Here is a 24,730-nt window from a genome sequence, read left to right as displayed (position 1 = left end):
GATGAGAAAACAAAATACAGGGATCACAGTCGTGCTCGTTATATTAGTTGCGATTAGTTTCTTATTCTCATACTTCATTCTTTATGATATCAACACATTTGAAAGTATTATTGGTAATGAATCAGCTCCGACAGAGGAAGAGATAGCGACTGAAACCATTCAATCAACTGCTAATTACTACTCACCCACGCGATTAAGTTTTCAAGATGTTGTCTCAACGGATGAGTATATTATTCGATTAGGCCAACAGTCTTACTTCATTCGTGATGAAGCAACTATCAACACATTGCGTTCTTTAATTGAAAGTAGACCCATCTCAGTTGATAATGTGTCATATATGGAAGATCCGCAGTTACTTAATAATTTATTAGATGTTGATCATCTGCAGATGGAATTACCGACGCGTATTCCCTTAGGAGCATACACGCGAGTATTATCCATTGAAGACGAGATACCGACAGATATTTTAATTGATCGAATTATTATTCCACTGACTTCGCAAGAAGAGCGTGGAGTTTACTTAATTGATTCTAAGACAGAACGTGTGATTGAAGCAGAATTATCAACGAATTTAAGAAAAGATGAATTGCGTAATGCTATTACTTTAGAGAACTCAGATTTGCTTGAAGTGATTCGTTATCAAGGCGCAGATAAGCCAATTTACCTGCCAGTCAATAGTGTAAACTTACAGTCGCAACTCTTTACCCTGGATGTATTGCCAGAAAATCTTCATGTCAGTGATTTGTTTGATAATACTGGCTTTAATACGACTGAAGTAGCAAATAGTGATGATGACGAAGTATTCCGTTATCAAAACTATATTAATACACTTGATGTGAACCGAACGACTCAGCAGTTTGACTTAACAATCAGCCGGGCAGATCCGGGTGAGCCAAGAACGACTGTTGAGAAATTCCGTAATGCCTTTAGTATGGTGCAACAATTTGAGTATTGGGAAGGCGATATTCGTCTATTCCATCAAGAGAATAACTTCATTACTTTTAGACGTTACTACAATGATTTACCCATCTTAACAAGCTCAAACATGCCTGATTATGGAGCGAACTCCGTTCAGATGCGTGGCGATTTGAGTGGGGATATCTTCCGATACCACCAACCGATGTTGACTTTTTATACGCATATCGACACGGCTTCACAAGAGTATGAATTGATGAATCATGAAGAAATTTTAGCAGTGCTTCAAGAACGAGGTTATACAGTGAATGGCTTTGAAGATATCTTTATGGCTTATGAATGGCAAGAAGATATGGAAATGTTTAGAAAAGCAGAGCTCATTCCGACTTGGTTCTTCCAATTAAACGGTGAGCACTATACTTTAGAAGAAATTCAAAGCGACGACTTTGTGGATATTTGGAATACTCAAGTACTTGGTGAAGGGGGAGCTGACTAGTGGACTTTAAACGCATTCAAATCGTATTAGTGTTTTTCTTTCTAGTATTCGATATTTACTTACTATTCATGTTGTTTAATCGAGCTGAAGTAACCAGTTTACCAACTGAACAGATTGAGTTATCCATTGAAGAAAATCTATCAAATCGTGGCGTTACTTTTGATGAATTATCGACTGAAAAATATCAACTCCCATTCGTCGTATCAGAGACTAATAATCATCTTGCTGAAAATATTTCACAACTTGAAATCGAAGATGTATCTGTGAATCAAGAAGGCATGCTGACTGGGACTTTATCAGAACCGATGGATTTAGGACTCGGCTTAACAGCTGAAACAACGGGTTTTTCAAATGAACAACGGCAAGCCCTTCAAGACTTTTTGGAGAACCCAGCCTTATTTATCTCTGGAGATGTTTACCGAAATATTTGGTATGTTAATTCAGAACAAGTCATCTATGCTCGAATGACCGCCTTTGACGGGCGTCCGATTGTGGATGGTACAGCAGAAATCCGAATTAATTTGGATGAAAACTTTATGATGACTGGTTATACGCAAACTTTCCAAAGCAATGTTACAGAGCTTGACCGAGACCGGACCATCTTATCCGAACGTGAAGCTTTAGAAATTATTGATCGTCGTGTGGAAACTTTAATCCCAGACGGTTCGGTAATTCATTATTCGATATTAGTTTATTACCGCCAGACGCAATTAGACGGCTTAAACGTCTATTCACCTGCCTGGCAAATCGTGTATGACAATCCGAATGGCCGCTTTACTTTATTAGTCGATAGTATTCGAGGAAATACAGTTAACCGGAAGCAATTTAATTAGTAAGAACCGTTCGCCACTATTGTGGTGGAGCGGTTTTTTTGGGGATCGTGATTTAAAATGCAACTCGCGCCAAATGGCTGTTCGGTTTGTCTTGAGTTGACGCAACTCAGGTCAAATGGGTGATCGGTTTGTCTTGAGTAGACGCAACTCAGGTCAAATGGGTGATCGGTTTGTCTTGAGTAGACGTAACTTGCGCCAAATGGGTGATCGGTTTGTCTTGAGTTGACGCAACTCAGGCCAAATGGGTGATTGGTTTGTCTTGAGTAGACAAACTTTTTAAATAATTACCCGTAACACATGTTCAAAAAGAAGTCTTTAAAAAGTAATTCATGCTTTAGTGTGCGAATGCATCCTATACATGGTAAAATACTATTATAATGAATGGAAAGTTAGGTGAGCCAAATGAATTTAAATCGTTTGAGCCGAAATATATTGAGCTTGTTACTCTCGCTCTTTATTCTTGTGCCGCTGATGACAATTTCAACCGTGAGTGCCCAGGATATTAGTTTTGATATAACAGAAGCAGATATTACAGGACAAATTTCGTCGGATGGGGATGTGTCTTTTAAAGAAATCTACACATTCGATGTCGATTATATGAATGGTGCTTACCACAATATCGATTATGGGGGTTACACTCTAACCGATTATCGTGTCGGAATTTTAGATGAAGAAACCGGCGATATTAATTACCTCAATGAAAGTTTTAACGAAGCACCTGGAACGTTTAAAGTATCCGATAATGGTCAGATTTTTAGACTACAAGTATTTAATCCAGCAGAGGACGAGACGGTGCATTTTGTATTCGAATACACACTAGAAGAATTAATTACTAACTATAATGACACTGCCGAGATTAACCGCAAGATCGTTCCGGAAAATACAGACGATGACTTTGCGGTCGATGCAAGAATTTACTTACCCGGAAGTGTCTCAAACCCAGATGATTTCCGAGCGTGGGGTTATGGACCTTATAACGGAGAAATTCAGCCGGTCACTGAAGGCGATCAAAGTTACATCGATATCACAGTGCCAGACAATCCACCAAATCAATTCGTGGAAGTTAATGCAATCTTCCCAACCGCATTAACACCAAATAACCAAAATATCGTTCAAGCAAATATGAAAGATGAGATTATTGAGCGATCTGAAGCAACCGTCGAAGCAGATAGAGAGGCGCATGAAAGTTCACAACAACGCCGTTGGTTGTGGGTCATCTTAGCTTTAATTGGCTTCCCACTCGTGACTATCTTTGCTTGGGTGTATTACTTCCGTAATCATCGTAAACTAAATCCAAAGCCAGCGCATGTCCCAGAACATGTCTATTCTTTACCAGAAGAGTTAACACCCGCCATTATGGCAACAGCGGTTTTTCGTGATAAGCCAATTGCGGATGACTTCTCGGCAACAATTATTGATTTAGCCCGTAAAGGATATATCAAAGTAGAAGAAGTCAGTCGAGAAAAACGGGGTCTTTTAAAACGCAAAAGCGCGTCAACCATTCGTGTATCGCCGGTTGAAGAAGAAGCTGACTTATTTGATTTACAAAAGCATGAACGCTATGTTTATGAATACTTACTTCCAAACAATGAACCGACAACACTCAGTCAAATCGAAGAAGATATTCAAAGTAATCGTAATACTAAAAAGCAAAAATACCGTAAATGGACACAGTTTGCTAATTACGTTGAAGTCAAAGGTGAACAAGTTAAAAATCAACCCAAAGAATATAATAATTCCGTTGGTTACGCTGTTCTAGCTGTTATTGCAAGTGTGATTATGTTATTTGTTTTACTATTTTTAACTTTAGATTCACCACTACAAGAACATATTATGCCGATTTTACTAGCCTTCACAGTGAATTTGATCTTAGCCATTGTCATCTTATTATTGACGACACTTCGACCTATTCGAACTTACGAACAAGATAAGATGATTAAAGAGTGGAAAGGCTTTGCGAATATGTTAGATGATATAGGGAATTTCAACATGCGTGAAGTTGCTTCACTGCCTCTCTGGGAAGAGTTTTTAGTTTATGCGATTTCCTTAGATGTGGCAGATAAAGTGATTGAAGCCATGAATAAAGAATATGGTATGGAAGAATTGAGTCAAATGGCAATGCCAATGGTTATCTACAGTAACCCTTACTGGATTAACCAAGTTGTCAGACCATCGATTAGCCAATCCGTGACAAGTAGCGCTCCAGCACAAAGCAAATACTCTGGGTCGAATACGGGAGGTTTTGGTGGTGGCTTCTCTAGTGGGTCATCTGGAGGATCAGGTGGCGGTGGGGGAACCGGTGGTTTCTAAACCAAACTAGCCAAACATCTATCAGGCACATTTTGCTTGATAGATGTTTTTTTGTAAGCAATAAGCATTGCCAATCTCGAGTTGTAATGATAAGCTATCTAGTACGTTAAAATGAAAGTAAAGAGTGATTAAATGACTGAAATAATTATACCTGGATCGACGCCAGGTAAAGAAGAAAAGAAAAGTGTTCAAGACGCATTTGATACATTGCAATACTCCATTTTAGCAAGTGGAAGTAGTGGGAACTGTACTTATGTCGAATCGATGAATCACCGAATTATGATTGATGCCGGACTCAGCGGCAAGCGAATCGAAGCCCTATATGCTCAAATTGACCGTCAGGTGAGCGATATTGATGCGATTCTCGTGACGCATGAGCACAAAGATCATATTCACGGTGTCGGTGTCCTTTCGCGTAAATACAATATTCCAATCTATGCTAATGCTAAGACATGGAGCGCCATGGAAAATATGATCGGAAAAATCGCATCCGAGAACCGTCAATATATCGAACCAGATACACTTGTATCGATTGGTGATATTGATGTGTTAAGTTATGGTGTCAGCCATGATGCGATTCAACCACAATTTTATGCTTTTCAAAAAGGCAAAAAACATTTCGCGATGCTAACAGATACAGGTTACGTCAGCGACCGCTTACGCAGCCAATTAAAGAATCTTTCGGCTTACTTAATCGAGAGTAATCATGAGATTGAACTGCTACGCTACGGAAAATATCCTTGGTCTGTTAAACAAAGAATCTTAAGCGACAAAGGGCATTTAAGTAACGAAGACGGTGCCTTAGCGATGAAAGACTTAATCGGTAACAACACGACCGATATTTACCTAGGTCACTTAAGCCGTGACAACAATACAAAAGAATTTGCGATGGCTTCAATGGAAGATATCTTACGTTACAACAACTTTGCAGTAAACGAAGATTTCTTACTACACATGACCGATCCCGGCGAAGCAACCCCCTTAAAACGCCTATAAACGTATAAGCAACCCGTCTGAGTTAGCCAAAGCTAATAAAGAGGGGTTTTTATATTGAAAATGTGATGTGAGCTGGCTCACGCGAAATGAACTGTGATTTGTCTTAAGTTGCCTCATCTCAAGCCAAACCAATCACCCATTTAACTTAAGATACACCTAAAAAGTGTCACAGCAATCTTATATTAACGCGATGTCATAAAGATTAAGACGACTTAAGATTATAATCCAAATTTTATTGATAAATTTTCATAAATGCTTCATAAATGGTTGCTAGAATATATTATGTAATAAATATTAGAAAGGAAGATGCTAGTGAAAAAGAAAAACCAACAAACCGAAACTCAATCATTAAGCTTTTGGCGTAGTGTGTTCGGCGGAATTATGGGAACTGTCCTTGTATTATCATTAGTCAGTGTCCTAGGATTCGGCTTATTGAGTGATGATCAACCAACCGCATACTCGCAAGAAGACTTAATTGAATTCGAATCAACAATTACCCAAACAGTGCAAGATACACAGGAAGCTGTCGTATCTGTCGGAAACTACCAATCAGTTCAAACTAGTCCATTTGGCCAAAGAGGCTATGTTGAAGGGCAAGGATTACAACTGGAAGATATCCAACAAGAACCAATTCTAGTGGGAACAGGTAGTGGTGTTATTTATAAAGTTGATGGAGAGATAGCTTACGTTGTTACAAATAACCATGTTATTGATGGACATGACTCTTTAGAAGTCACTTTAAATGACGGAACTCAAATTGAAGCAACCGAAGTAGGATCAGATGCGCTAAGTGACTTAGCAGTTTTACAAATCTCATCTGAAAGTGTTACTGATGTGATTGAATTTGCGAACTCTGATGAAATCCAAGTTGGTAGCATAGCAATTGCTATCGGATCACCTTTAGATTCAGCAACATTCGCCTCAACAGTAACGCAAGGGATTGTCTCAGGACTTAACCGTTCATTACAAATTGATACAGATGGTGATGGGGCAGAAGACTGGGAAATGACTTTACTACAAACGGATGCAGCGATTAACCCAGGTAACTCTGGTGGGGCTTTAGTTAATTCAAGTGGTCAGCTGATCGGAATTAACTCAAGTAAAATTGCTACATCGACCGTCGAAGGAATGGGCTTTGCTATCCCAAGTAACGATGTGACTCAAATCATCGAGCAGCTTGAAGCCAATGGTGAAGTCATCCGTCCAGTACTCGGAACAACAACTGTTAACTTGAACTACTTTGCCCTTGAAACACGTGTTCAAGATTTAGGTTTAGCTGAAGACATGACTGACGGAGCTGTTGTTATTGATGTAGCAGCAAACTCATCAGCCGAAGCAGCAGGTATTGAACAATTTGATGTCATTACCGCAATCAATGACGAACCTGTTACTGATGGCCAAGTATTACGTCAATTACTCTATGAATACCAAGTTGGCGACACAATTACCCTAACACTTATCCGTGGTGGGGAAGAGCAACAAATTGATGTGACATTAGAAGCATCACCTACTACAAACACTCAACCAGTACAATAAAAACTCACAACGTTAAGTGAAATGAATTGAATAAATCTACCCAATATTTCAATTTTACTCCTCAAGAACACTTTTTCTAAGCGTCAGTGAAACAAAGAAACGGTTTAGCGTCATGCTAGATCGTTTTTTTGTTTTGTAAAAACGAAGTTAAAGGATTCTGCTTGTGAATAAAATCTATGTGTATAAACATGCAAGCTTAAGTTATCAACAATTAAACAAGTTATCAACAGAAAACACCCCGATAATTGTGCATAACTGTTGAAAAGTGTGGATAAGTACACAAAATGAAATAAAATTACATCTATCAGTGTTAAAGAATAATAACCAGATGATAATTATGGGGTATTCAACAGAAAAATGACTTATGCACAGACTTATGCACAATCTGTTAGTGGATAAGTCGCAAAAACGACTCTTATTTACATAAAATCCGAAATAAATACACAAAATTCAAAATAATACCAACCATGAATTGTGGATAACTTTCTATAAAAACAAAAAACTCACTTCACAAAGTATGAAGTGAGTTTTAATCATATTTACAGTTGACCAAGATAGTCAAATTTTTCAAACGTATGCGTATTCGCAATCCCAACTAAGATAACATCTTCTGGCAATGGCTCAGCGATATTAATCCCAGTTAAATTCTCTCCACGCTCAGATCGTTGTCCAATCAGGTTAATCTCGTATTTACGACGCAAATCAAGATTAGTCAACAGCTTACCAATCCAAGCTTCAGGAATTTCAAATTCTATAATCGATGTATCATCATCCAAACGCAAGACTTCATCAATTTTATTTCGTAATATTTTCGATGCTAAGCGGTGACCAGAATCACGTTCCGGGGCCACAACCGCACTCACACCCACTTCATACAAGACATCTTCAAACATCAAACTACGAGCCTTCGCAACGATCTGAGGAACGCCTAATTTCTTACAATGCATCACTGCAAGAACCGCACTTTCTAAGTGAGTTCCTGTTGCGATGACCACAACATCACAGTTATTAATCCCAACATTTCGAAGTAATTCAATGTCTGTAAAGTCACCAATCGTCGCATTTGTCACTTGTTCTGAAATCTTTTGAACTTTAGCCGCGTCAGTATCAATGGCGATGACTTCACACCCATACTCACTTAACTCTGTTGCGACGCGCTCGCCGAAGATACCTAAACCAAGCACACCTACAATTTTTTCTTCATTTTGAACCCCTCTCATATTAACCAAGGAAAATATTCGTCTCTGCGTAATGTATTTCACGATTACGTCTTTGTAAAATACCTAACAGTAAGGTAATAGGCCCAACTCGCCCGGCTATCATCAGAACAACCATGATAGATACCCCAAAAGGATTTAAATAATCAATCGTATTAAAAGAAATTCCGGCTGAACCTAGGGCATTTGCTGTCTCAAATAAAATATCCAAAGAATCAAGATGAGGATGAGTTAATAAAATCGCCCCATACCCAACAAATAATAAAATGACAAAGAATAAAACAATAATCACTGCTTGCTTCACTATACGCGATGGAATAATTCGTTTAAAAGCCACGACATGGTTATAACTTTGAACCTCAGATTTAAATAATAAGACCAAAATCGCAAACGATGTGACCTTAATCCCGCCAGCTGTCCCACCCGGTGCACCACCAATAATTGTCTGCACCATAGAACTTAATTTTGTAAAAGGATTTAACTCAAAGTAATTCACCGAAGTATAGCCAGCCGTACGCGTATTTGTAGTATTAAAGAATGCATTCAAGAGCTTTAAGCCCGGAGACATATCCCCTATCGAATTAGGATTCGACCATTCAGCAGCTAGAAACAAGACTGTCCCTAAAGCGATAATCGCGCTTGAAAAGACCAAAACAATCCGACTATGAACGGATAAATGTTGAAAAGCGAGCCTCAATGACCGTGGACGACTTTTAATATACTTGCCGACACGTTCAGATAATTCAAACCAAACAGAAAAACCAATCCCACCAGAAATCACTAAAAACGAAACAGTTAATAGAATCAGTGGATTGTTGTAAAAGCCTTCTAAACTATCTGTGTATAAATTATGAAAACCCGAATTACTAAAAGAAGAGATGGATAAGAATAAAGCATTAAAAGCCCCTCTAGCAAAGCCAAAGCGAGGAACAAAATCATACATAATAATTAAAGCTCCAATAAACTCAGCAGAAATCGTAAATTTATAAATTGATAATAGAAAATCCATCAAGTTACTGTTCGTATCCCGACTTAAAGATTGTTGAAGTAAATACTGATCTTGCAATGAAAGGCGTCGGTTAAGATAGAAAATCCCAACGTTTAAGATCGTAATCACACCTAGTCCACCGACTTGGATAAGTAAGAGAGCAATCACTTGCCCAGCTAAATTATACGTCTCAGCAATGGGTAAAGCCGCCATACCTGATACACAAACAAGCGAAATCGCTGTTAATAAGTGGTCGAAATAACCTACATCGGTTGAAGATTGGTGAAAGATAGGAAGAGATAAAATCAAACTTCCGATAAATGCCACAAGCACAAAACTTAATGTTAATTGAAGAGAAGTCGAAATTTTTCGGTTCCCAATCGTAATGGCCAAACCTAATCGCACCTTTCCATAATTAATTCAATGTAAATACCATACAAAATATATCTGATAAATGCTATGATAATTCAGACAAAGGAGTGAGGAAATGAATATCGAAGTGATTGTTGTAGGAAAATTAAAAGAAAAATATTTAAAAATGGGTATCGCCGAATACTTAAAAAGACTCGATGCTTACGCTAACGTAAAAGTCATCGAACTCGCGGACGAACCAACTAAAGAAAATATGAGTGACGTCGAAGAAGAGGCTGTCTTAGCCAAAGAAGCCGACCGCATCAAAGCTAAATTAGACCCAAGTCGCAAAGTCATCGTCCTAGCGATTGAAGGAAAACTTATCTCATCGGAAGAACTTGCCAGCCAATTAGATGACTATGCAACTTACGGGCAGAGTAAAGTAACCTTTATAATTGGAGGATCTCTCGGCTTACACAAATCTTTAAAACAATCGGCAGACTTATCCATTAGCTTCGGCCGTATAACATTACCTCATCAGTTAATGCGATTAGTGTTGGTAGAGCAAATCTACCGAGCGTTTCGGATAATGAAGGGGCATGCGTACCATAAATGATGATAAAAATTACATCTGTTTGGTAGATGAGAGTGCTTACTCAATGCATCTCTACCCTCTAAAATCATCGGGGTTTCGGGGGATTACTAGATAGTCCTTAGTTGAAGTAAGTAAGAGCCCATAGATAGGAAAACCTAACTTGATCATCTATCTAATCAAAAAATAAAGCAGAGTTTACAGGAAAACCTGTAAGCTCTGCTTTGGGGTGTTTGCCGAAGAGGAAATGAGGTCCTCACTCAAACTCCTATCCTTCTAAAATCGTCGGGAAATCGGGAAGTCTCCTATGTCGTCTTATGTGTCTCCTCTCTGAAACCGTCGGGGTTTCGGGGAATGGTTATACCCATATCTCAATCGGACGACGCGAAAAGAACCCTCCGTCTGGAAGGTTCTCTTGTTTGGAACTGTTTGTCTCGTGGCCAATGTCTTGAGTGAGTTACTCTGGTTCTTACGGGGGATACCAACATTCAATTTTTGTTGGAACACAACAATCACATTTGGTACGAGTGGGCCTTTGAAAGATACGTCGACAGCGACGACTATACGGGACCGAACATGACTGATTTTGGTCTGCGCGTCTTAGAAGATGATGCTTTCAAAAAAGTTTATGACGAGGAAATGTCAAAATTCCAAGACAAGGTTCTAAATGATCTGGAATTCTCTCAAAAACATGGTGAATTGGGAGATGTCTACGGCAAACAGTGGCGCGCTTGGCAAACACGTCAAGGGGAGACTTTGGATCAGATTGCCGACGTCATTGAGCAAATCAAAGAGAATCCAGATTCAAGGCGTTTGATTGTTTCGGCTTGGAACCCGGAAGGTGTGCCCAATATGGCCTTACCTCCATGTCATACTTTGTTTCAGTTCTACGTTCAAGATGGAAAATTAAGCTGTCAATTGTATCAAAGAAGCGCCGATTTGTTCTTAGGGGTTCCTTTCAATATCGCCAGCTATGCCTTATTGACCCATCTGATTGCCCGTGAAACCGGTTTGGAAGTGGGAGATTTCGTGCACACCTTTGGCGATGTCCATTTATATACCAATCACATGGAACAAGCCGAACTTCTTCTCAGCCGTGACCCTAAAGATTTACCGACGCTTGTTATCGATTCAGACACGCCCATGGATGAATTAAGTGTGGATGACATCCGAGTGGAAGGCTATGACCCACACCCAGGAATTCGTGCACCCATCGCCGTTTAAAAAGGAGAGTGCCAGTGATTATCTTTGTATACGCCCAAGACCAACAAGGAGGCATTGGTGTCAACAATCAATTGCCTTGGAATCTACCCAATGATTTAAAGTTCTTTAGAGACACAACTATGGGACATACCATATTGATGGGACGCAAAACTTTTGAATCTCTCGGCAAACGCCTACTTCCAGGACGAAAAACAATTGTTTTGTCTCGAGATCCTCATTATGGTGCCGACATTCAGGGCCTGACTGTGATTACTGATCGTCAAGAAGCCTTGGATATGGCCACTCAAGAAGCCCTCATGGTCATCGGTGGAACAGAAATTTTTAATTTATTTTGGGACGATGTGAATAAAATTATCCGCACCAATATTCGACATACCTATGAGTGCGATACTTTTATGCCACCCATTGATCCAGAAGTTTTTATCTTGGAAACGTCCATTCCCGGTGAAACCAATCCCGAAGATCCTGTCGACTATGCCTATGAGTATTGGGTACGCAAGGACACCCCATAAGCCAGTCTTTATTTCAAAAGCTCTTCCCTAAAGTCAGAGTGGGGCTTTTTCCTTTTGTTTTCTAATCTAAGAATCAAAATAAAGGAGTTGAACGAACATTGGTCAGAAGAGAAAACGCTGGGAAAATTTGTCGCTATTTTATAAATTGATCAAAGTGAAGTTGACAGAAATTATATTTTAGGCTAGACTAAATTTATCATAAAAAAGGAGACGATAGGTTATATGAATAATTTATTTAAGAGAAGCTTGGTAGTTCTTGCTGCGCTGGCTTTAATGATCGGTGGTCTATTTGTTTCAACGCCATCCGCACAAGCGGAAGCTGAGAAATTAGACGTTGTTGTTACGACCACACACATGAAGGACTTGCTTGAAGTTGTCGGCGGGGAGCACGTAAAAGTGACCGGTCTTATGGGACCTGGGGTTGACCCACACGGTTATGAACCAACCCCTTCAGACATTGATGCTGTTAACAATGCGGATTTAGTAGGATACAATGGCCTGCACTTAGAAGCCATGTTCACAGATATCTTCGAAAAGATGGCAGAATCCGATGATGTTAACATCTTCTCATTGGAAGAAGCTCTTAAAGACGGTCAAGTTCTTGACTATGTCTACGAAGACAAAGATTTAGACCTAGATCCACACATCTGGTTCGACATCCAAATCTGGCAACAAGCCACTCAATTAGTTGCTGATAAGTTAGCAGAAGTGGATCCAGACAACGCCAAAGACTACCAAGCCAATGCGGATGCATACGTGAAGGAATTGGACGAGCTAGACAAGCAAATTGCTGACTTAGTTGCTGAAGTTCCAGAAGAATCACGTTACCTAGTAACTGCTCACGACGCTTTCTCATACTTTGGTAAAAACTACGGCTTCAACGTCGAAAGTATCCAAGGTCTGAATACACAAACCGAAGCTGGTACAGGGGACATCGCTAAAGTTGCTGACCTTGTCATCGACAAGAAGATCAAAGCATGTTTCATCGAAAGTTCTGTTTCAGATCGTAACGTTAAAGCGTTGGTCGAAGCAGTCGAAGCAAAAGGTGGAAATCTAGAAATCGGCGGAGAGCTATACTCAGACGCCCTAGGTACTGACGAAGAAAAAGCAGGTAACTACATCGACGGTTATGTGACAAACATTTCAACCATTGTGAATGCTTTAAAATAACTCTTTGATATAAGAATTTTACGGCTGACTCACAGGGTCGCCGTTTTCTTATTGCAAAAATTCTCCCTGACAAGGTCTAAAAATCGATTCAGGAAAAAGTTTAGGCCAGAGTAAAATTAATGACTATCAATTGTTTTGATTCAATTAGAAAGTAGGTTCGAAAATGACTAATAATGCGATTACAGTCGATCAATTAACCGTTGCTTACGATGGGCATCCCGTCTTATGGAACGTGGATGTAAAGTTTTTGAAAGGGCAACGCACCGCCATCGTCGGTCCCAATGGAGCAGGTAAATCCACACTGCTTAATGGGATGTTGGGCCTTTTGAAGCCAATCGCCGGCCAGGTCACTTATCAATTGGACGGTGAATCTTATCGTTATGAGGAAGTCAAACGCCGCTTAGCTTACGTGCCTCAAAGAACCAGTGTAGACTGGGACTTTCCCACTTCTGCTTTGGATGCGGTTTTGATGGGAAGATATGGGCACTTAAAGTTTGGTCAAAGACCGAGTAAAGAAGACCGAGAAATTGCCAAGATGAATTTGGAACGTGTCGGAATGGGTACTTTTGCGGATCGTCAAATTTCACAACTTTCAGGCGGTCAGCGCCAGCGTGTTTTCTTAGCCCGAGCTCTTTGTGAAGACGCGGATATCATTATTTTGGACGAACCATTGGCTGGTGTAGACATGAAGACGGAGAAAATCTTGATGGATCTCTTGCGCCAGCAGGCAGAACTGGGACGAACAGTCATTGCGGTTCATCATGATTTGGATACGGTTGAAGATTATTTTGATCAAGTGGTCTTTTTGAACCGTGAAGTCGTGGCTGCAGGACCTGTCAAGGAGTTTTACACGGCTGCCAATATTGAAGAAACTTATCGACAAGACCATAACTTAGGGGAAGGGTGAGTGATGTGGATTCAATTGCCAACATTTTAAATAACCATACTTTCCAAGTGGTAGCGACGGGTACTGCACTTTTGGGTGTTTTCAGTGGAGTATTGGGAGTTTTCCTGACCTTAAGAAAGCAAAGTCTTTTGGGAGATGCCTTGGGGCATGCGTCTTTACCGGGAATTGTCATTGGTTTTATTTTAACAGGTAGCAAGAACATGTTTGCCTTATTAGCGGGAGCTACAATTTTTGGTTGGTTGGCTTCCTGGTTGATCAATTTTATTTCTCAAAGAAATTCTGTGGTCAAACAAGACAGCGCCTTGGCTTTGGTATTATCCACTTTCTTTGGATTAGGAACAGCGCTGTTAACGTCTGTTCAAAAGACGCCCAATGCCGCTCAAGCGGGTCTGCATAATTTTATCTTTGGACAAGCCAGTGGAATGCTCAAGCAAGAAGTCAATGTTTTGATCATCATTGGAATGATAATTCTTGCACTGGTCATTGTTTTTTGGAAGGAGTTCAAGATCATTACCTTCGATGCTCACTTTGCCCAAACTTTGCCGGGTCCCTACCGATTTTTTGCCTTTCTTTTGTCTCTACTGATTGTGGTAGCCATCGTAATGGGGCTTGAATCGGTCGGAGTTGTTTTAATTTCGGCCTTGCTTGTGAATCCAGCCATTGCGGCTCGCCAGTGGTCCAACCGCATGTCAGTCGTTGTCGGTTTATCGGGCCTCTTTGGTGGAATATCTGGTTTGTTAGGAACCTTCTTGAGCTCCACAGGCAAACAGATTCCTACAGGTGCCACCATTGTAATCGTCGCCACGTGTCTCACAATTATCAGTGTGTGTTTTGCACCTGAACGTGGATTAATTGCGAGACGCCGTCGTTCTCTTCGTCGTCAACGCCAATTAAAAGAAAGTCTGGCCCAGGAGAAAGGAGAATCTTTATGAGCCTCTTAATTCAAATTACCTTCGTGGCCGTTGCAGTCGCTCTTTCCTGTGCAATTATCGGAAACTTTCTGGTCTTGCAAGGTAAAACCATGGTATCCGACGCGATCACCCATACGGTTCTTCTAGGAATCGTCATAGGTTTTTTTATCACCAAAGATCTTTCTTCACCACTGCTCATGGTGGGTGCAACGATCGTGGGGGTCATTACTGTCTTGGCTATTGAAGCTTTAAGAAGTACACAGCTCTTAGACCAGGATGCGTCCATCGGAATTGTGTTCCCTTTCTTGTTTAGTATTGCCATTATTCTGTTGACCCGCTATGCTGGGGATGTTCACTTGGACATTGACTCGGTTTTTATGGGACAGTTGGGATTCACGGTCTTTGACCGGATGGTCATTGCGGGTCATGATATTGGACCACGCGCTTTCTGGATCGCCGTGGTGATTTTCTTAGTGAACCTTGGCTATGTGCTTCATTTTTACAAGGAATTAAAGGTTTCGAGCTTCGACCCTCAATACGCCCATTCCTTGGGAATTCCGACCACCTTTCTTCATTATGGGCTCATGACGCTGGTAAGTTTAACCGCGGTTGGTGCTTTTGAAGCCGCCGGATCTATTTTGGTCGTTGGTTTTATGGTGGGCCCGGCTTTAACAGCCTATCTTTTATCCGATCGGTTGAGTCATGTGATTGTTCTCAGTTTAATCATTGCGGCCTTCAATGCCATTGTCGGTGTGCATCTGGCTTACAAAATGGATTTATCCTACGCCGGTGTGATTGCGGTTGTGACAGGAATCGTTGCTATGATTGCATTCTTGTTCTCACCGCGCAAAGGTCATTTGCGTGCTTGGTTTAACCGCCGGAAACGTCAACACGCATTAAATGAAAGCATTAAAAACTTATAAGACAAACGCACGTTTAAGAGCCTTCCCATCATCACCGGGAAGGCTCTTTCTTGTAAATTTTTACCACTCAAGAATGATTCATGATAAAATAAACGCATGGTCGATGTGAGAAAAGAGAAAGAGGAGAGTCATCTATGCCGATCGGTGTCCTTGTGAATTCATTGGGAATCTTTGTTGGAGGATTATTAGGTGGAAGCGTTGGTAAGAGGCTGAGCCGAGAGGCCAAAGAATCGCTCACCATGATTTTTGGTCTTTGTACCTTCTTAATGGCAGTTGTGAATATGATCGCCCTCGAGAATTTGCCGGCAGTTGTATTGAGCCTGATTGTCGGCCTTTTGGTAGGAATGGGCTTGCGCTTTGATGAGAAAATTAATCAGGCGGCTGCCAATATGGAACGATGGGTGGCCAAAGTGATTCCTATCGGTAATCACGGTTTAGGTTCAAAGACTTACTTTTTCCAATTGACGACCATCATTGTGCTTTTTTGTGCCAGTGGGACAGGGATCTACGGATCTTTGGAATCAGGAATGACCGGTGATCATGGGTTGTTAATCACCAAGACCCTCTTGGATTTCTTTACTGCCATGATTTTTTCCGCTAGCTTAGGGCCCGTAGTTTCCTTTATTGCGGTGCCACAGGCGATTGTTTTCTTATCCTTGTTCTATGCCGGTGAAATAATTTTGGCCTATACGACACCCGCCATAATTGCGGATTTCAAGGCAGTGGGTGGGGTCTTGATTCTAGCTTCTGCACTCAATATTTTGGAGTTAAAACGTTTACCAGTCACCAACATGATTCCAGCCATGGCGGTCTCGCTACCCATTAGTTATCTATGGATCACCTATCTGGCGCAGTTCTTCTAGAAGAATCATTCCTTCAAGCTTTGTTAGATCCAGGATATGTTATAATAATTTCATTACAAAGGAGGCTTCTCCATGAAAGAATTAACCATTGAAAACTTACACAAGACCTATGGTACCAAGACCTTATTAGATGGTATTGATCTTTCCCTACGCACCGGTGACCGGATTGGTCTTATTGGACCCAACGGCACAGGGAAAAGTTCCTTTTTGAAGACCATTGCAGGATTGGAAACCTCCGATGATGGCAAGATGATGGCACCTCAGAACTATCGCATTGGCTATTTGGATCAAAACCCGGACCTGGACCCAGATAAAACAGTTTTGGAAACTATTTATGACAGTTCTTCGCCTTTGGTCCGCTTGGTTCATGATTATGAAGACCTGCGACTTCAGTTAGAGAAAGATCCTGAGAACGTGTCCTTGCAAGAATCCTTCTTGCGCTTGTCCGAAAAGATGACGGAACAAAATGGCTGGGATTTAGAAACCCGCGCCAAGTCCATCCTGACCCGTTTGGGATTAAAAAATCTGTCCCAAAAAATTGGTGAAACGTCCGGAGGTCAACAAAAACGTGCAGGTATTGCCCAAGTGTTGACTGAAGCGCCGGACTTACTGATCTTGGATGAGCCAACCAACCACCTGGATATCGCCTCTATCCAATGGCTGGAACGTTATTTAGCCACCTACTAACTCATAGCCTTTTTTGGCACAGTACTCCGAGATGATTTGTTGTTGGGCACCAAGACTATAACCCGAGAGGGCCTGTTCTGCCGTGCTTACACGGGTATAATAGACTGCCCGCATTTTATCTTTATGAAACATCGTCTTCCTCCTCTAAAATATTTTCTCTGAACCCGGTTAAATAAATCGCGATGACGTTCTTTTCTTCATCGACTGCAATCCTCTCAATGATACTCTGGTACAGGGTGTATTGTGGAAGGGTTGGGTTGTTGTCGATGAGTAAGTTGCGGTCAATTAGATTAGTGATGGATTCAGGTATCCTGGGTTTTAACTTAAGCTTTGCTTTTCGCCCGTTCAATGCGACCAACTTATCAGAAAGTTGGTCGTCATCAAGGAGCTCCTTTTCGTAGGCATCCATAATTTGTCTCTGTCTTTGTTTTAACTTATTTTGCTTCTGCTGATTGGTTCGATCGATATCGTAGTTGGTTCGAGTGATGTGTGACTTCAGTTGGCCTGCCACGAAATCAGATTGAATAAATTGATGAAGTTTGGAACTAATGAAGTCTTCAACCTCTAAAGCATTGAGTATCATACCAGGACAGTGTCGCTTCCCTCCAGAAGTATAGAGAGAACATGAATAGTAATAATAATCCCGCTGACCGTTCAGGGTATGAGTTGGCGTACAGACAGTGTGACAGTGAGGACATTTTATCTTCCCTTGTAAAACATAACGTCTGGTCACGAGCTGTTTGAGAGTGTTTCGACTTAACTGGATGGCTTGGGCTTGTTCAAAACGCTCTTTTTGAATCAAAGGAAGCTGGTGAGAATTCGCATCGCCATATTTACTTTGGATGGCTCCAGTATAGAAGGGGTTGTCCAATATCGATTTAATACGAACGGCGTGCCACCATTTGCCATCGCGGTTAAGATTACCAGACGCATTCAAGTGTTCCGAAATCGCCTTATAGCCCAGCTCTTTCTGGGTGTATAGGTAGAAGATTAAGCGAACAACGGCTGCCTCGTTCTCCTTTACCTCTAGAGTGTCATTGATTAAACGATAGCCATAAGACACAGTCCCACTCAAAATTTTGCCTTCGTCATACTTTTGTTGATACGCAATTTGCTGATTCTCTTTAATGATTTCTCGCTGATACTGACCCACAGCCCCGAGCATTTGTAACATAAATACATCTTGGGCACGGTTATGACCCAACTTTTCGTTGATACTTATGACGCTAACGTTTAGATCTGAACAGAGCATTAGGAAGCTTTCAAGGTCCTTTAAGTTACGAGCGATTCGGTCATATCGCCAAACTAATAGGACATCGACATCGTGAGTAGAAATATATTCAACCATCGCGTTAAAGTCTTCTCGGTTCGTATCTTTCCCACTCATAGCATCTTGAAAAATCGCAAGGACTTGAGTGTTATGTTGACTCGCATAATCCTCCAGCGCTTTAATCTGCGCTGGAATGGATTGTTGCTTGGGTGTAGATTGACGGGTATAAATCACAGCAGTTTTAGTCATCGTCACTCACACTTTCCAGTTGAATCAAAACTTGTACCAGTAGTTCGAGGAAGACTTGAATTTTTAAATTAGTTTCTGAAGTAGCCATTTTTTCATCTCCTTAAAAGTCTATGTCGCTGTCATCAAGGTCGAATCCTTCAGACGTCTCAATGGTCGGATTCTCTTCATTTGAATGTAGTTCACCAACAAGCGTACTTTGTAGTCGTGGATGAGAAGGGAGAGAGTAGGTAGATGTTCCTACCGGTCTGACGTCCCTCAAGCCTTCTTCCGCATACGCATCAGGAATTGAGATACGATAGCTAATATGCTTTTGACTCTCAATTACTTTCCGAGTCGTTACCCGGTCTGATTCGGAAGGAACAATCACATTTGATTCTAGCTATTTTTTTCGGACGATTCGTGCGTCTTCAAAACCCAGTTCTTTGAGTATCTTGGTTAATTGATCGCGGTAGATACAAACGGTTTGTCCCTCAATGTACCCAATCTTTGAACGACTTCCTGAAGAAATCAGACTTTGGTTTGCGAGAAGATACTGCATCAGCCTTTCATGCGCTTGTTTAGCAATGTCTCTTGTTTGGTTCGCTTCATTTTCCTGGGAGACTACCAAGTCATAAATGGCTTTAACATCAACCTCTAGAATCTCAGTATCATTGAGTAGATTAGCAGTTGCTGTAATGACAGCCAATTTTTTAAACACTCGCTCACTCGTTATCGTTAAATTAGAATCATCTCTAAGTACTTCAATGGCTTCTTCAAAATAGTGCTCAATGTCAGCATCTTCAGTAAATAAGTACTCTATAAAAGCGGAGAGGAGCCAACCATGATTGGCTGTAATACAAGCTTTAATTGCTTCACTTTGGTCAGCTGACTCGGTCCAAGGGATATCCCTAAAATTGAAGACACGCATTTTTAAACCGGTGTTTTCGGATAAGCGGTTAAAGATATCCAGTTCGCCTGAGCTAAGGATAGTTGTTGACCATGTACTTACCTCTCTAAGTCTTCCATCACTTCTAGCTCTCGACCTACCGACACCTTCAGTCAATGTATATAACAAGCTATCTAGGTTTCTGGTGGAATTGGCACTAAGTTCATCAAAGGCAATCGGAATACCATAAACCCCTTCTAATAATCCGAGATTGGCATTGCTCGTCCCATTCCAAGAGCGAAGCAGTGACTGGTGGCCTTTATTCGGTTCACCAGCCACCGACACAGCTAACGAGAGCGCTGTAGTCTTGCCTTTTGAACTATCACCTGAGAAATTGACTAAAAGCGTTTTAAGATCTGGGTAGCTTTGATTCAAGTGACAAATAATTGGTCCACTCAGTCCCAAGACTACCGCCAGTTCTAATGGAGGATAGCCCTTTACATAATCTTCATACATCTGAAGCCAATCAACCAGACTGCCTTTTGGAACCAAGTCATACTTGTTGTTCTGGACGACAAGTAGCTCTTTGATAGGCTCTTTGGATAGGACCTTATCAGTAATAAATATCTGCATACCTTTGAATTTGCTAAAACCATATGAAGTGACAACGAATACGACCTCTGCATAGGGAATACTCGCAAGCAAAGCATTACTAAGCGACTGCTTATTGCTGTTGGTAACGTCCAGCCCTAGTCGCATTAAGGAACTAATACCACTCGTCAATAATTCTGAGTACTCCACCTTAATCTTGTAAATTTCATTTAACACAGCATGCTTGAATTCAAGTTGGTATGTCTGCTCCATAGTAGTATGGTCAATGAAGACACTTGATACCCTAGCGTATAGCGAACAGACTGTGTCCCCTTCAGTAATCCCGTTCTCTACGCTGTAGGTGAAGGACCCGATTTGAAAATCACCTGTTTCGTTTCTCATTACACCACCTCCTTTGGCATGGGTAGTACCATGAAAGGTCTCACTGCCTGTGCATCGAAGCGAATAAACTCTTCTGATTCAATTATTTTTTTAGGTGGGTAAATGACTATTAATTGGCTATTTTCAAAATTGAACTTATTAGTTCGAGGGTCAAATGTTACAAACTCGTCAAATGTATTTTCAAACAATTCTTTTTGCTCGTCATTATAAAGGTGGTAGTGATAAATTTGATGCAAACTTCCAGCATGGAAATGCATCTTGGAACTTATAGCCAACTTAAATACGACTTCAATAGAATTATTGGTATGTGACACACTAACGATATTGCCTTGAAATGAAATTAAATCGTTACCATTAAAGCTCTCGTTCACCTTCGTCATTTCTACCAATTCCCAATCTGCCTTAGAATCTGTTCTGACAAATTCAAAATTAAAAATATCACCCACTAATCTTTGGTAGATTAAGTCAGTATCAAATTCGTCAAGAGGATTGATTAATTCAGAACCAAACGCGAAAAGTGCATCTTCTAGTGGCTTACTCCATTCATTAGTTTCATTAGATTCTTTTAATAAATAACTCTTACCGAGTGTAAATACCTCATCGTGCTTCATCCCTACTGCGGGTTCCGTTAGTTCTAAATGGAAGTAGGTGTTTTCATTAGTAAACTGCATCCCTGTGATTCTAGCGTTAAACTCCATTTTATTCGGATAATTTCGCAATTCCATCATTTCATTGAGTTCTAGATCATTGCCATATACTCCATTATTTTCAGTCATCATAATTCCTTCTTTCTGTATTTGTCATTATTGCCACTCCCCATCGGCCGATGATGGATACGTAGTAACTTACTACGCTACATACATAGTAAGATAACCTAGATGATTTCTCTCGGACTCAAGAAATCAAAAAAAATGGGAGTTTAGTCCGGATTTCTACCGTCAATAACCACAACAAAAAAGCATCCTACTTTTTAAAGAGTAGAATGCCTTTGAAGGAAGATTAGCCTGTTCTAGTCGGTTTTTCTGGTAAGATAGGCGAAGGGGTGACTATTATCAGGTAGGGAATTTTCAAGAGAATGTAGTATATCTATGATACGTTGATTAAATACAAGATGAGTTTTTAGGGATAGGGAGCAAGCTTCCTGTATGAGGCGAAAGGTGATCAGGTTAGTAAAGTTAAAATCAAAGGTTTTTATTTCGGGATCTCTATCCTCTAAATTTTTATACAAAGGTTTCAGCAAAGAAATGTCATCCGGATAATCCATTTCGATAGCTTCTAATAGCGATTCATAAGAGGATTCTAAATTGAATAAGTCTATGATAACCCTCAATATTTTCTTCTTGCTTTTTTCATCTAGGTTAAGAATTTCCTCAGGCAATGCTACATCATGATAGGCCTCTTCATCTGGAAATAATTTAACTTTATCTGAGAGGTTATTACGTACCTTGCTGTTAGTTCCAATGGAATCATAACCGGAAACAGATGCGCTAAGATACTTTGCATCTGTTTCCAAGAGGCCGTTATAGTAATCGAGATGGTTATTGTAAATTTCAACTAACCTAATAGGGTTTAATTTGTGAGCTAAAGGCTCAAGTAACATCGTCAATAACATATCATCGCGGTACAATTCAACACTTGTTTGGAAGATGAACCTTGATTTGTTATACATTGTCTCTTCAAATTTTGACGCGATCTTATCAAAATCTTTAAGCAATGTATCACTACTTCCATAACTTACCAGAAAGTAGAGAAGATAGAGGAGGACAGGAGAGTTAATTTCCTGTGAATAAAAGGTGTTTTTAGGAATTTTTTTTAGCAATTCCGATTGTTTCATCTGTAATACTTCCTGTAATTTATTCATATATTGGAACTCTTCGAATTTCTGCACTTCTTCGTCCGTGTTTTTCTCAAGATGTATTGTAGAAAACAACTCAAACTTTTTTAATTCCCCTAACTCCTCAGCAAACAGAATAGGATTTTTTTTCAAACTAAACATATAAATCGCAATTAAGTATTTTATAGTAAGCATGGTAATTTGATTGCCATGTTTATCTCCATAAGTACGGTCTTGGGAACTAAGACCTTGTTTTTCTTGGAGAAACATTCCTACTGTACGGAGAGAATCAAATTTACCGTACCCAATTTGACCCACATCTTTTCTTCGTGTTTTTGAGCTTATATAAAGTATTTTTTCTCTAAAAGTCCTTAACTGCATTGTTTCTTTCACTCCCTATGATGTAATTTATCTAACCATGACTCTTATTGTCTTAATTATATGGGACTATTTTTTAATGTCCAACTGTTTCTTGCTTTAGGAGCTAAGGGATGGCATAATACTTGTTTCTCCTGATCGATGAGTGACTTTGTCTTATCGAGCAATCCTTCCTCTTTGAGTGTCGTTAAGATTGATTGCAGTCGCTGTGCAACTAGTTTGTTCTTAGAGGGTAGAGAACCGACCGCAATAATAATTTCGTCGGCTTTCTTACAGCTTTCGAGAATGTACTCGTCATTGGTCTTGTTGGTAGCCGTCTTGTAGTTACGGGCTCTGTCTTTTTTCGTCGGGGAATCGGGGAAATGAATCTTCGAATACAGGTTCACCGATAAGAAGCCCCCAAACCCTAATTTATAGACATTGTTGGTAACTAACATGGTAGTGGTATCGGTGATGACCAGTTCAGAGCTAGAGGGGTAGAGCGTAATGACTGTCACAATCTGCTGTTTGTCATCCCAAATACGCTCTAACACATAGCGGTGAGCACCTGAATCTTCTTCAATCACTTTGGTGACAATCTCTTTACTTAACTCTTTTACCATCTTACTTGCCACCTCCATTTCTTCGTTCAAGTTCTTTTGCGACTGTAGAGGCGATAAGGACGATGACTTCTAGTATTATGATAGTTGTCTGCATCTTAAACACCTCCATTTAGTAATCGATAGCGAATGAGCTCATAATCATCGAGTAAGCCCATTAGTGTCATGGCTGGTAACTCACTCCCAAGGGGCTGTAGCAAGTAAACCATCGTATCACCATAAGCATACAGACACGTCAGGACTTGTTGATCCGGTTTAAAATAAGAAACATAATTAGGAGGGATGAGCGACGCATCTAACTCATCTCCCTCGAACACATAGGACTCATAGCCAACGTCATCTAGGCTAATAGGACGACCTAAGTATTCGCTGATCCATTCAAGGGCAAGTGCTTCCTTACTCATAGATAATCCCTCCATTGTCTAAGAACCCTTCACCTAGGAAGGAGAAATAGTCGGTCGGTGTTACGATGAGATGGTCCACCAGTTCAATCCCGAGCAACACACCTGCTTGTTGAATCCGTCGAGTGAAATCAAAATCAGATTTAGACGGGGTGGTATCATAAGACGGGTGATTATGAGCGATAAAAAGGCGAGCGCAGTTTGACAGAATGGCATGTTTAAAAATTTCTCTGGGTGTCGCAATGGTTGAGTTAAGCGACCCCACCGATACGGTAGAAATAAAGTTAATCGCAGACTTTGTGTTGACCCCGACAACAATCAAGGTTTCACGGTCATTACTCCCGATGTAATCGCGGGCAAAGTTCGCTACGGTCCCAGTAGAGTCCAAGGTCAGCCCTTCAAATTCGGGCTCAGCAACAACAATTTGCTTCAACTTTACAAATGATACAGTTTCCATAAAATTTCCTCCTAATATAAAATAAAGACAAAGAACCCCCATCGATTGGCATCGATGGGGGTGTTTAACGTCTTGTAAATGAATGATTGCCATACTTAGAACCAGACATTCAAGATAATAATATATAATCAAATTGTCTTTAGATACAGGAAAGTAATTATTCTCATTTACTCGATATGTTATAATAAGCTTAATACAATAGATGATACTAGAACACTCTGTGGGCTATAGAAAAGGTAACGATTTATCATCA

At 40.4% G+C, this 24,730-nt stretch carries 24 protein-coding genes and 1 pseudogene; 14 read left to right on the top strand and 11 right to left on the bottom strand.

What is annotated here, in order from left to right:
• Window position 1: 1 nt before the first annotated feature.
• The 5 genes from yycH (at window position 2) to ACEN31_RS01590 (ending at window position 7,086) form a co-directional block, all read left to right on the top strand.
• A complete protein-coding gene (gene yycH / locus ACEN31_RS01610) occupies window positions 2-1,411 on the top strand; it encodes a two-component system activity regulator YycH (protein WP_407108402.1) in 1,410 nt (469 codons plus the stop codon).
• Entirely contained in the window at window positions 1,411-2,244 is an 834-nt protein-coding gene (locus ACEN31_RS01605; protein ID WP_138404474.1) for a two-component system regulatory protein YycI, read from the top strand. The genes yycH and ACEN31_RS01605 overlap by 1 nt, the downstream gene beginning before the upstream one ends.
• A gap of 402 nt (window positions 2,245-2,646) precedes the next feature.
• Window positions 2,647-4,554, top strand: coding sequence for a DUF2207 family protein (locus ACEN31_RS01600; RefSeq protein ID WP_407094586.1), 1,908 nt, complete (start codon window positions 2,647-2,649; stop codon window positions 4,552-4,554).
• Window positions 4,555-4,686: 132 nt separating this feature from the next.
• Window positions 4,687-5,550: an MBL fold metallo-hydrolase gene (locus ACEN31_RS01595; protein WP_407094072.1), complete on the top strand. Its 864-nt coding sequence runs from the start codon at window positions 4,687-4,689 to the stop codon at window positions 5,548-5,550.
• 312 nt (window positions 5,551-5,862) lie between these two features.
• A complete protein-coding gene (locus ACEN31_RS01590) occupies window positions 5,863-7,086 on the top strand; it encodes a S1C family serine protease (protein ID WP_407108401.1) in 1,224 nt (407 codons plus the stop codon).
• Between the two features lie 539 nt (window positions 7,087-7,625).
• Here ACEN31_RS01590 and ACEN31_RS01585 read toward each other — a convergent pair.
• Both ACEN31_RS01585 and ACEN31_RS01580 read right to left on the bottom strand, forming a co-directional pair.
• Entirely contained in the window at window positions 7,626-8,306 is a 681-nt protein-coding gene (locus ACEN31_RS01585) for a potassium channel family protein (protein ID WP_407089124.1), read from the bottom strand.
• A gap of 1 nt (window position 8,307) precedes the next feature.
• The gene (locus ACEN31_RS01580; protein ID WP_407108400.1) at window positions 8,308-9,684 is read right to left on the bottom strand and encodes a TrkH family potassium uptake protein; all 1,377 of its coding nucleotides are present in this window, start codon (window positions 9,682-9,684) and stop codon (window positions 8,308-8,310) included.
• A gap of 94 nt (window positions 9,685-9,778) precedes the next feature.
• Here ACEN31_RS01580 and rlmH point away from each other — a divergent pair, with 94 nt between their 5' ends.
• The 9 genes and pseudogenes from rlmH to ACEN31_RS01535 all read left to right on the top strand — a co-directional run bounded on the left by rlmH (window position 9,779) and on the right by ACEN31_RS01535 (window position 17,431).
• Window positions 9,779-10,258: a 23S rRNA (pseudouridine(1915)-N(3))-methyltransferase RlmH gene (gene rlmH, locus ACEN31_RS01575; RefSeq protein WP_407089126.1), complete on the top strand. Its 480-nt coding sequence runs from the start codon at window positions 9,779-9,781 to the stop codon at window positions 10,256-10,258.
• A gap of 421 nt (window positions 10,259-10,679) precedes the next feature.
• A pseudogene (locus ACEN31_RS01570) lies at window positions 10,680-11,458 on the top strand (thymidylate synthase); the annotation flags it as partial.
• Window positions 11,459-11,472: 14 nt separating this feature from the next.
• Window positions 11,473-11,970 (top strand): dihydrofolate reductase, encoded by a 498-nt coding sequence (locus ACEN31_RS01565; RefSeq protein WP_071408063.1) that lies wholly within the window; start codon window positions 11,473-11,475, stop codon window positions 11,968-11,970.
• Between the two features lie 222 nt (window positions 11,971-12,192).
• Window positions 12,193-13,140 carry a metal ABC transporter solute-binding protein, Zn/Mn family gene (locus tag ACEN31_RS01560; RefSeq protein WP_071408064.1) on the top strand — a complete coding sequence of 316 codons (948 nt, stop codon included), beginning with the start codon at window positions 12,193-12,195 and terminating at the stop codon, window positions 13,138-13,140.
• A 163-nt stretch (window positions 13,141-13,303) separates the two neighbouring features.
• Window positions 13,304-14,047, top strand: a complete 744-nt coding sequence (locus tag ACEN31_RS01555; protein WP_407094591.1) for a metal ABC transporter ATP-binding protein — start codon at window positions 13,304-13,306, stop codon at window positions 14,045-14,047.
• Window positions 14,048-14,052: 5 nt separating this feature from the next.
• Window positions 14,053-14,979, top strand: a complete 927-nt coding sequence (locus ACEN31_RS01550) for a metal ABC transporter permease (protein WP_071408071.1) — start codon at window positions 14,053-14,055, stop codon at window positions 14,977-14,979.
• Window positions 14,976-15,881 (top strand): metal ABC transporter permease, encoded by a 906-nt coding sequence (locus tag ACEN31_RS01545; protein WP_071408066.1) that lies wholly within the window; start codon window positions 14,976-14,978, stop codon window positions 15,879-15,881. Before ACEN31_RS01550 ends, ACEN31_RS01545 begins: the two co-directional genes overlap by 4 nt.
• Before the next feature lie 134 nt (window positions 15,882-16,015).
• Window positions 16,016-16,744, top strand: a complete 729-nt coding sequence (locus ACEN31_RS01540) for a DUF554 domain-containing protein (RefSeq protein ID WP_407094592.1) — start codon at window positions 16,016-16,018, stop codon at window positions 16,742-16,744.
• Between the two features lie 72 nt (window positions 16,745-16,816).
• Window positions 16,817-17,431 (top strand): ATP-binding cassette domain-containing protein, encoded by a 615-nt coding sequence (locus tag ACEN31_RS01535; RefSeq protein WP_407094593.1) that lies wholly within the window; start codon window positions 16,817-16,819, stop codon window positions 17,429-17,431.
• Here ACEN31_RS01535 and ACEN31_RS01530 read toward each other — a convergent pair.
• From ACEN31_RS01530 to ACEN31_RS01490, 9 genes are all read right to left on the bottom strand, one after another.
• Complete coding sequence (locus ACEN31_RS01530) at window positions 17,417-17,563, bottom strand: recombinase family protein (protein WP_168164936.1); 147 nt, start codon at window positions 17,561-17,563, stop codon at window positions 17,417-17,419. The genes ACEN31_RS01535 and ACEN31_RS01530 overlap by 15 nt on opposite strands.
• Window positions 17,553-18,950, bottom strand: a complete 1,398-nt coding sequence (locus ACEN31_RS01525; RefSeq protein ID WP_407094594.1) for a recombinase family protein — start codon at window positions 18,948-18,950, stop codon at window positions 17,553-17,555. Before ACEN31_RS01525 ends, ACEN31_RS01530 begins: the two co-directional genes overlap by 11 nt.
• Window positions 18,951-19,050: 100 nt before the next feature.
• Window positions 19,051-19,317, bottom strand: a complete 267-nt coding sequence (locus ACEN31_RS01520) for a hypothetical protein (protein WP_407094595.1) — start codon at window positions 19,315-19,317, stop codon at window positions 19,051-19,053.
• 12 nt (window positions 19,318-19,329) lie between these two features.
• The gene (locus ACEN31_RS01515) at window positions 19,330-20,808 is read right to left on the bottom strand and encodes a DUF927 domain-containing protein (protein WP_407101497.1); all 1,479 of its coding nucleotides are present in this window, start codon (window positions 20,806-20,808) and stop codon (window positions 19,330-19,332) included.
• Window positions 20,808-21,584: a hypothetical protein gene (locus ACEN31_RS01510; RefSeq protein ID WP_407095128.1), complete on the bottom strand. Its 777-nt coding sequence runs from the start codon at window positions 21,582-21,584 to the stop codon at window positions 20,808-20,810. Before ACEN31_RS01510 ends, ACEN31_RS01515 begins: the two co-directional genes overlap by 1 nt.
• A gap of 233 nt (window positions 21,585-21,817) precedes the next feature.
• A complete protein-coding gene (locus ACEN31_RS01505) occupies window positions 21,818-23,035 on the bottom strand; it encodes a hypothetical protein (RefSeq protein ID WP_407101496.1) in 1,218 nt (405 codons plus the stop codon).
• A 44-nt stretch (window positions 23,036-23,079) separates the two neighbouring features.
• Window positions 23,080-23,622: a DUF1643 domain-containing protein gene (locus ACEN31_RS01500; protein WP_407095130.1), complete on the bottom strand. Its 543-nt coding sequence runs from the start codon at window positions 23,620-23,622 to the stop codon at window positions 23,080-23,082.
• Between the two features lie 95 nt (window positions 23,623-23,717).
• On the bottom strand, window positions 23,718-24,023 hold the full coding sequence (locus tag ACEN31_RS01495) for a hypothetical protein (RefSeq protein WP_407095131.1): 306 nt from the start codon (window positions 24,021-24,023) through the stop codon (window positions 23,718-23,720).
• Window positions 24,016-24,570 carry a JAB domain-containing protein gene (locus ACEN31_RS01490; protein ID WP_407108399.1) on the bottom strand — a complete coding sequence of 185 codons (555 nt, stop codon included), beginning with the start codon at window positions 24,568-24,570 and terminating at the stop codon, window positions 24,016-24,018. Before ACEN31_RS01490 ends, ACEN31_RS01495 begins: the two co-directional genes overlap by 8 nt.
• Window positions 24,571-24,730: the final 160 nt, after the last annotated feature.

The sequence above is a fragment of the Ruoffia sp. FAM 26255 genome (genome assembly GCF_045528525.1).
GTDB lineage: Bacteria > Bacillota > Bacilli > Lactobacillales > Aerococcaceae > Ruoffia > Ruoffia tabacinasalis.
This window is presented reverse-complemented; position numbering and strand designations above follow the sequence as displayed.

Coding starts and splice junctions, on each gene's coding strand:
- ACEN31_RS01500 (WP_407095130.1), bottom strand. CDS start 23,622: ATGGTAAAAGAGTTAAGTAAAGAGATTGTCACCAAAGTGATTGAAGAA.
- yycH (WP_407108402.1), top strand. CDS start 2: ATGAGAAAACAAAATACAGGGATCACAGTCGTGCTCGTTATATTAGTT.
- ACEN31_RS01510 (WP_407095128.1), bottom strand. CDS start 21,584: ATGACTGAAAATAATGGAGTATATGGCAATGATCTAGAACTCAATGAA.
- ACEN31_RS01600 (WP_407094586.1), top strand. CDS start 2,647: ATGAATTTAAATCGTTTGAGCCGAAATATATTGAGCTTGTTACTCTCG.
- rlmH (WP_407089126.1), top strand. CDS start 9,779: ATGAATATCGAAGTGATTGTTGTAGGAAAATTAAAAGAAAAATATTTA.
- ACEN31_RS01515 (WP_407101497.1), bottom strand. CDS start 20,808: ATGAGAAACGAAACAGGTGATTTTCAAATCGGGTCCTTCACCTACAGC.
- ACEN31_RS01555 (WP_407094591.1), top strand. CDS start 13,304: ATGACTAATAATGCGATTACAGTCGATCAATTAACCGTTGCTTACGAT.
- ACEN31_RS01525 (WP_407094594.1), bottom strand. CDS start 18,950: ATGACTAAAACTGCTGTGATTTATACCCGTCAATCTACACCCAAGCAA.
- ACEN31_RS01535 (WP_407094593.1), top strand. CDS start 16,817: ATGAAAGAATTAACCATTGAAAACTTACACAAGACCTATGGTACCAAG.
- ACEN31_RS01530 (WP_168164936.1), bottom strand. CDS start 17,563: ATGTTTCATAAAGATAAAATGCGGGCAGTCTATTATACCCGTGTAAGC.
- ACEN31_RS01540 (WP_407094592.1), top strand. CDS start 16,016: ATGCCGATCGGTGTCCTTGTGAATTCATTGGGAATCTTTGTTGGAGGA.
- ACEN31_RS01595 (WP_407094072.1), top strand. CDS start 4,687: ATGACTGAAATAATTATACCTGGATCGACGCCAGGTAAAGAAGAAAAG.
- ACEN31_RS01545 (WP_071408066.1), top strand. CDS start 14,976: ATGAGCCTCTTAATTCAAATTACCTTCGTGGCCGTTGCAGTCGCTCTT.
- ACEN31_RS01560 (WP_071408064.1), top strand. CDS start 12,193: ATGAATAATTTATTTAAGAGAAGCTTGGTAGTTCTTGCTGCGCTGGCT.
- ACEN31_RS01495 (WP_407095131.1), bottom strand. CDS start 24,023: ATGAGTAAGGAAGCACTTGCCCTTGAATGGATCAGCGAATACTTAGGT.
- ACEN31_RS01585 (WP_407089124.1), bottom strand. CDS start 8,306: ATGAGAGGGGTTCAAAATGAAGAAAAAATTGTAGGTGTGCTTGGTTTA.
- ACEN31_RS01490 (WP_407108399.1), bottom strand. CDS start 24,570: ATGGCAATCATTCATTTACAAGACGTTAAACACCCCCATCGATGCCAA.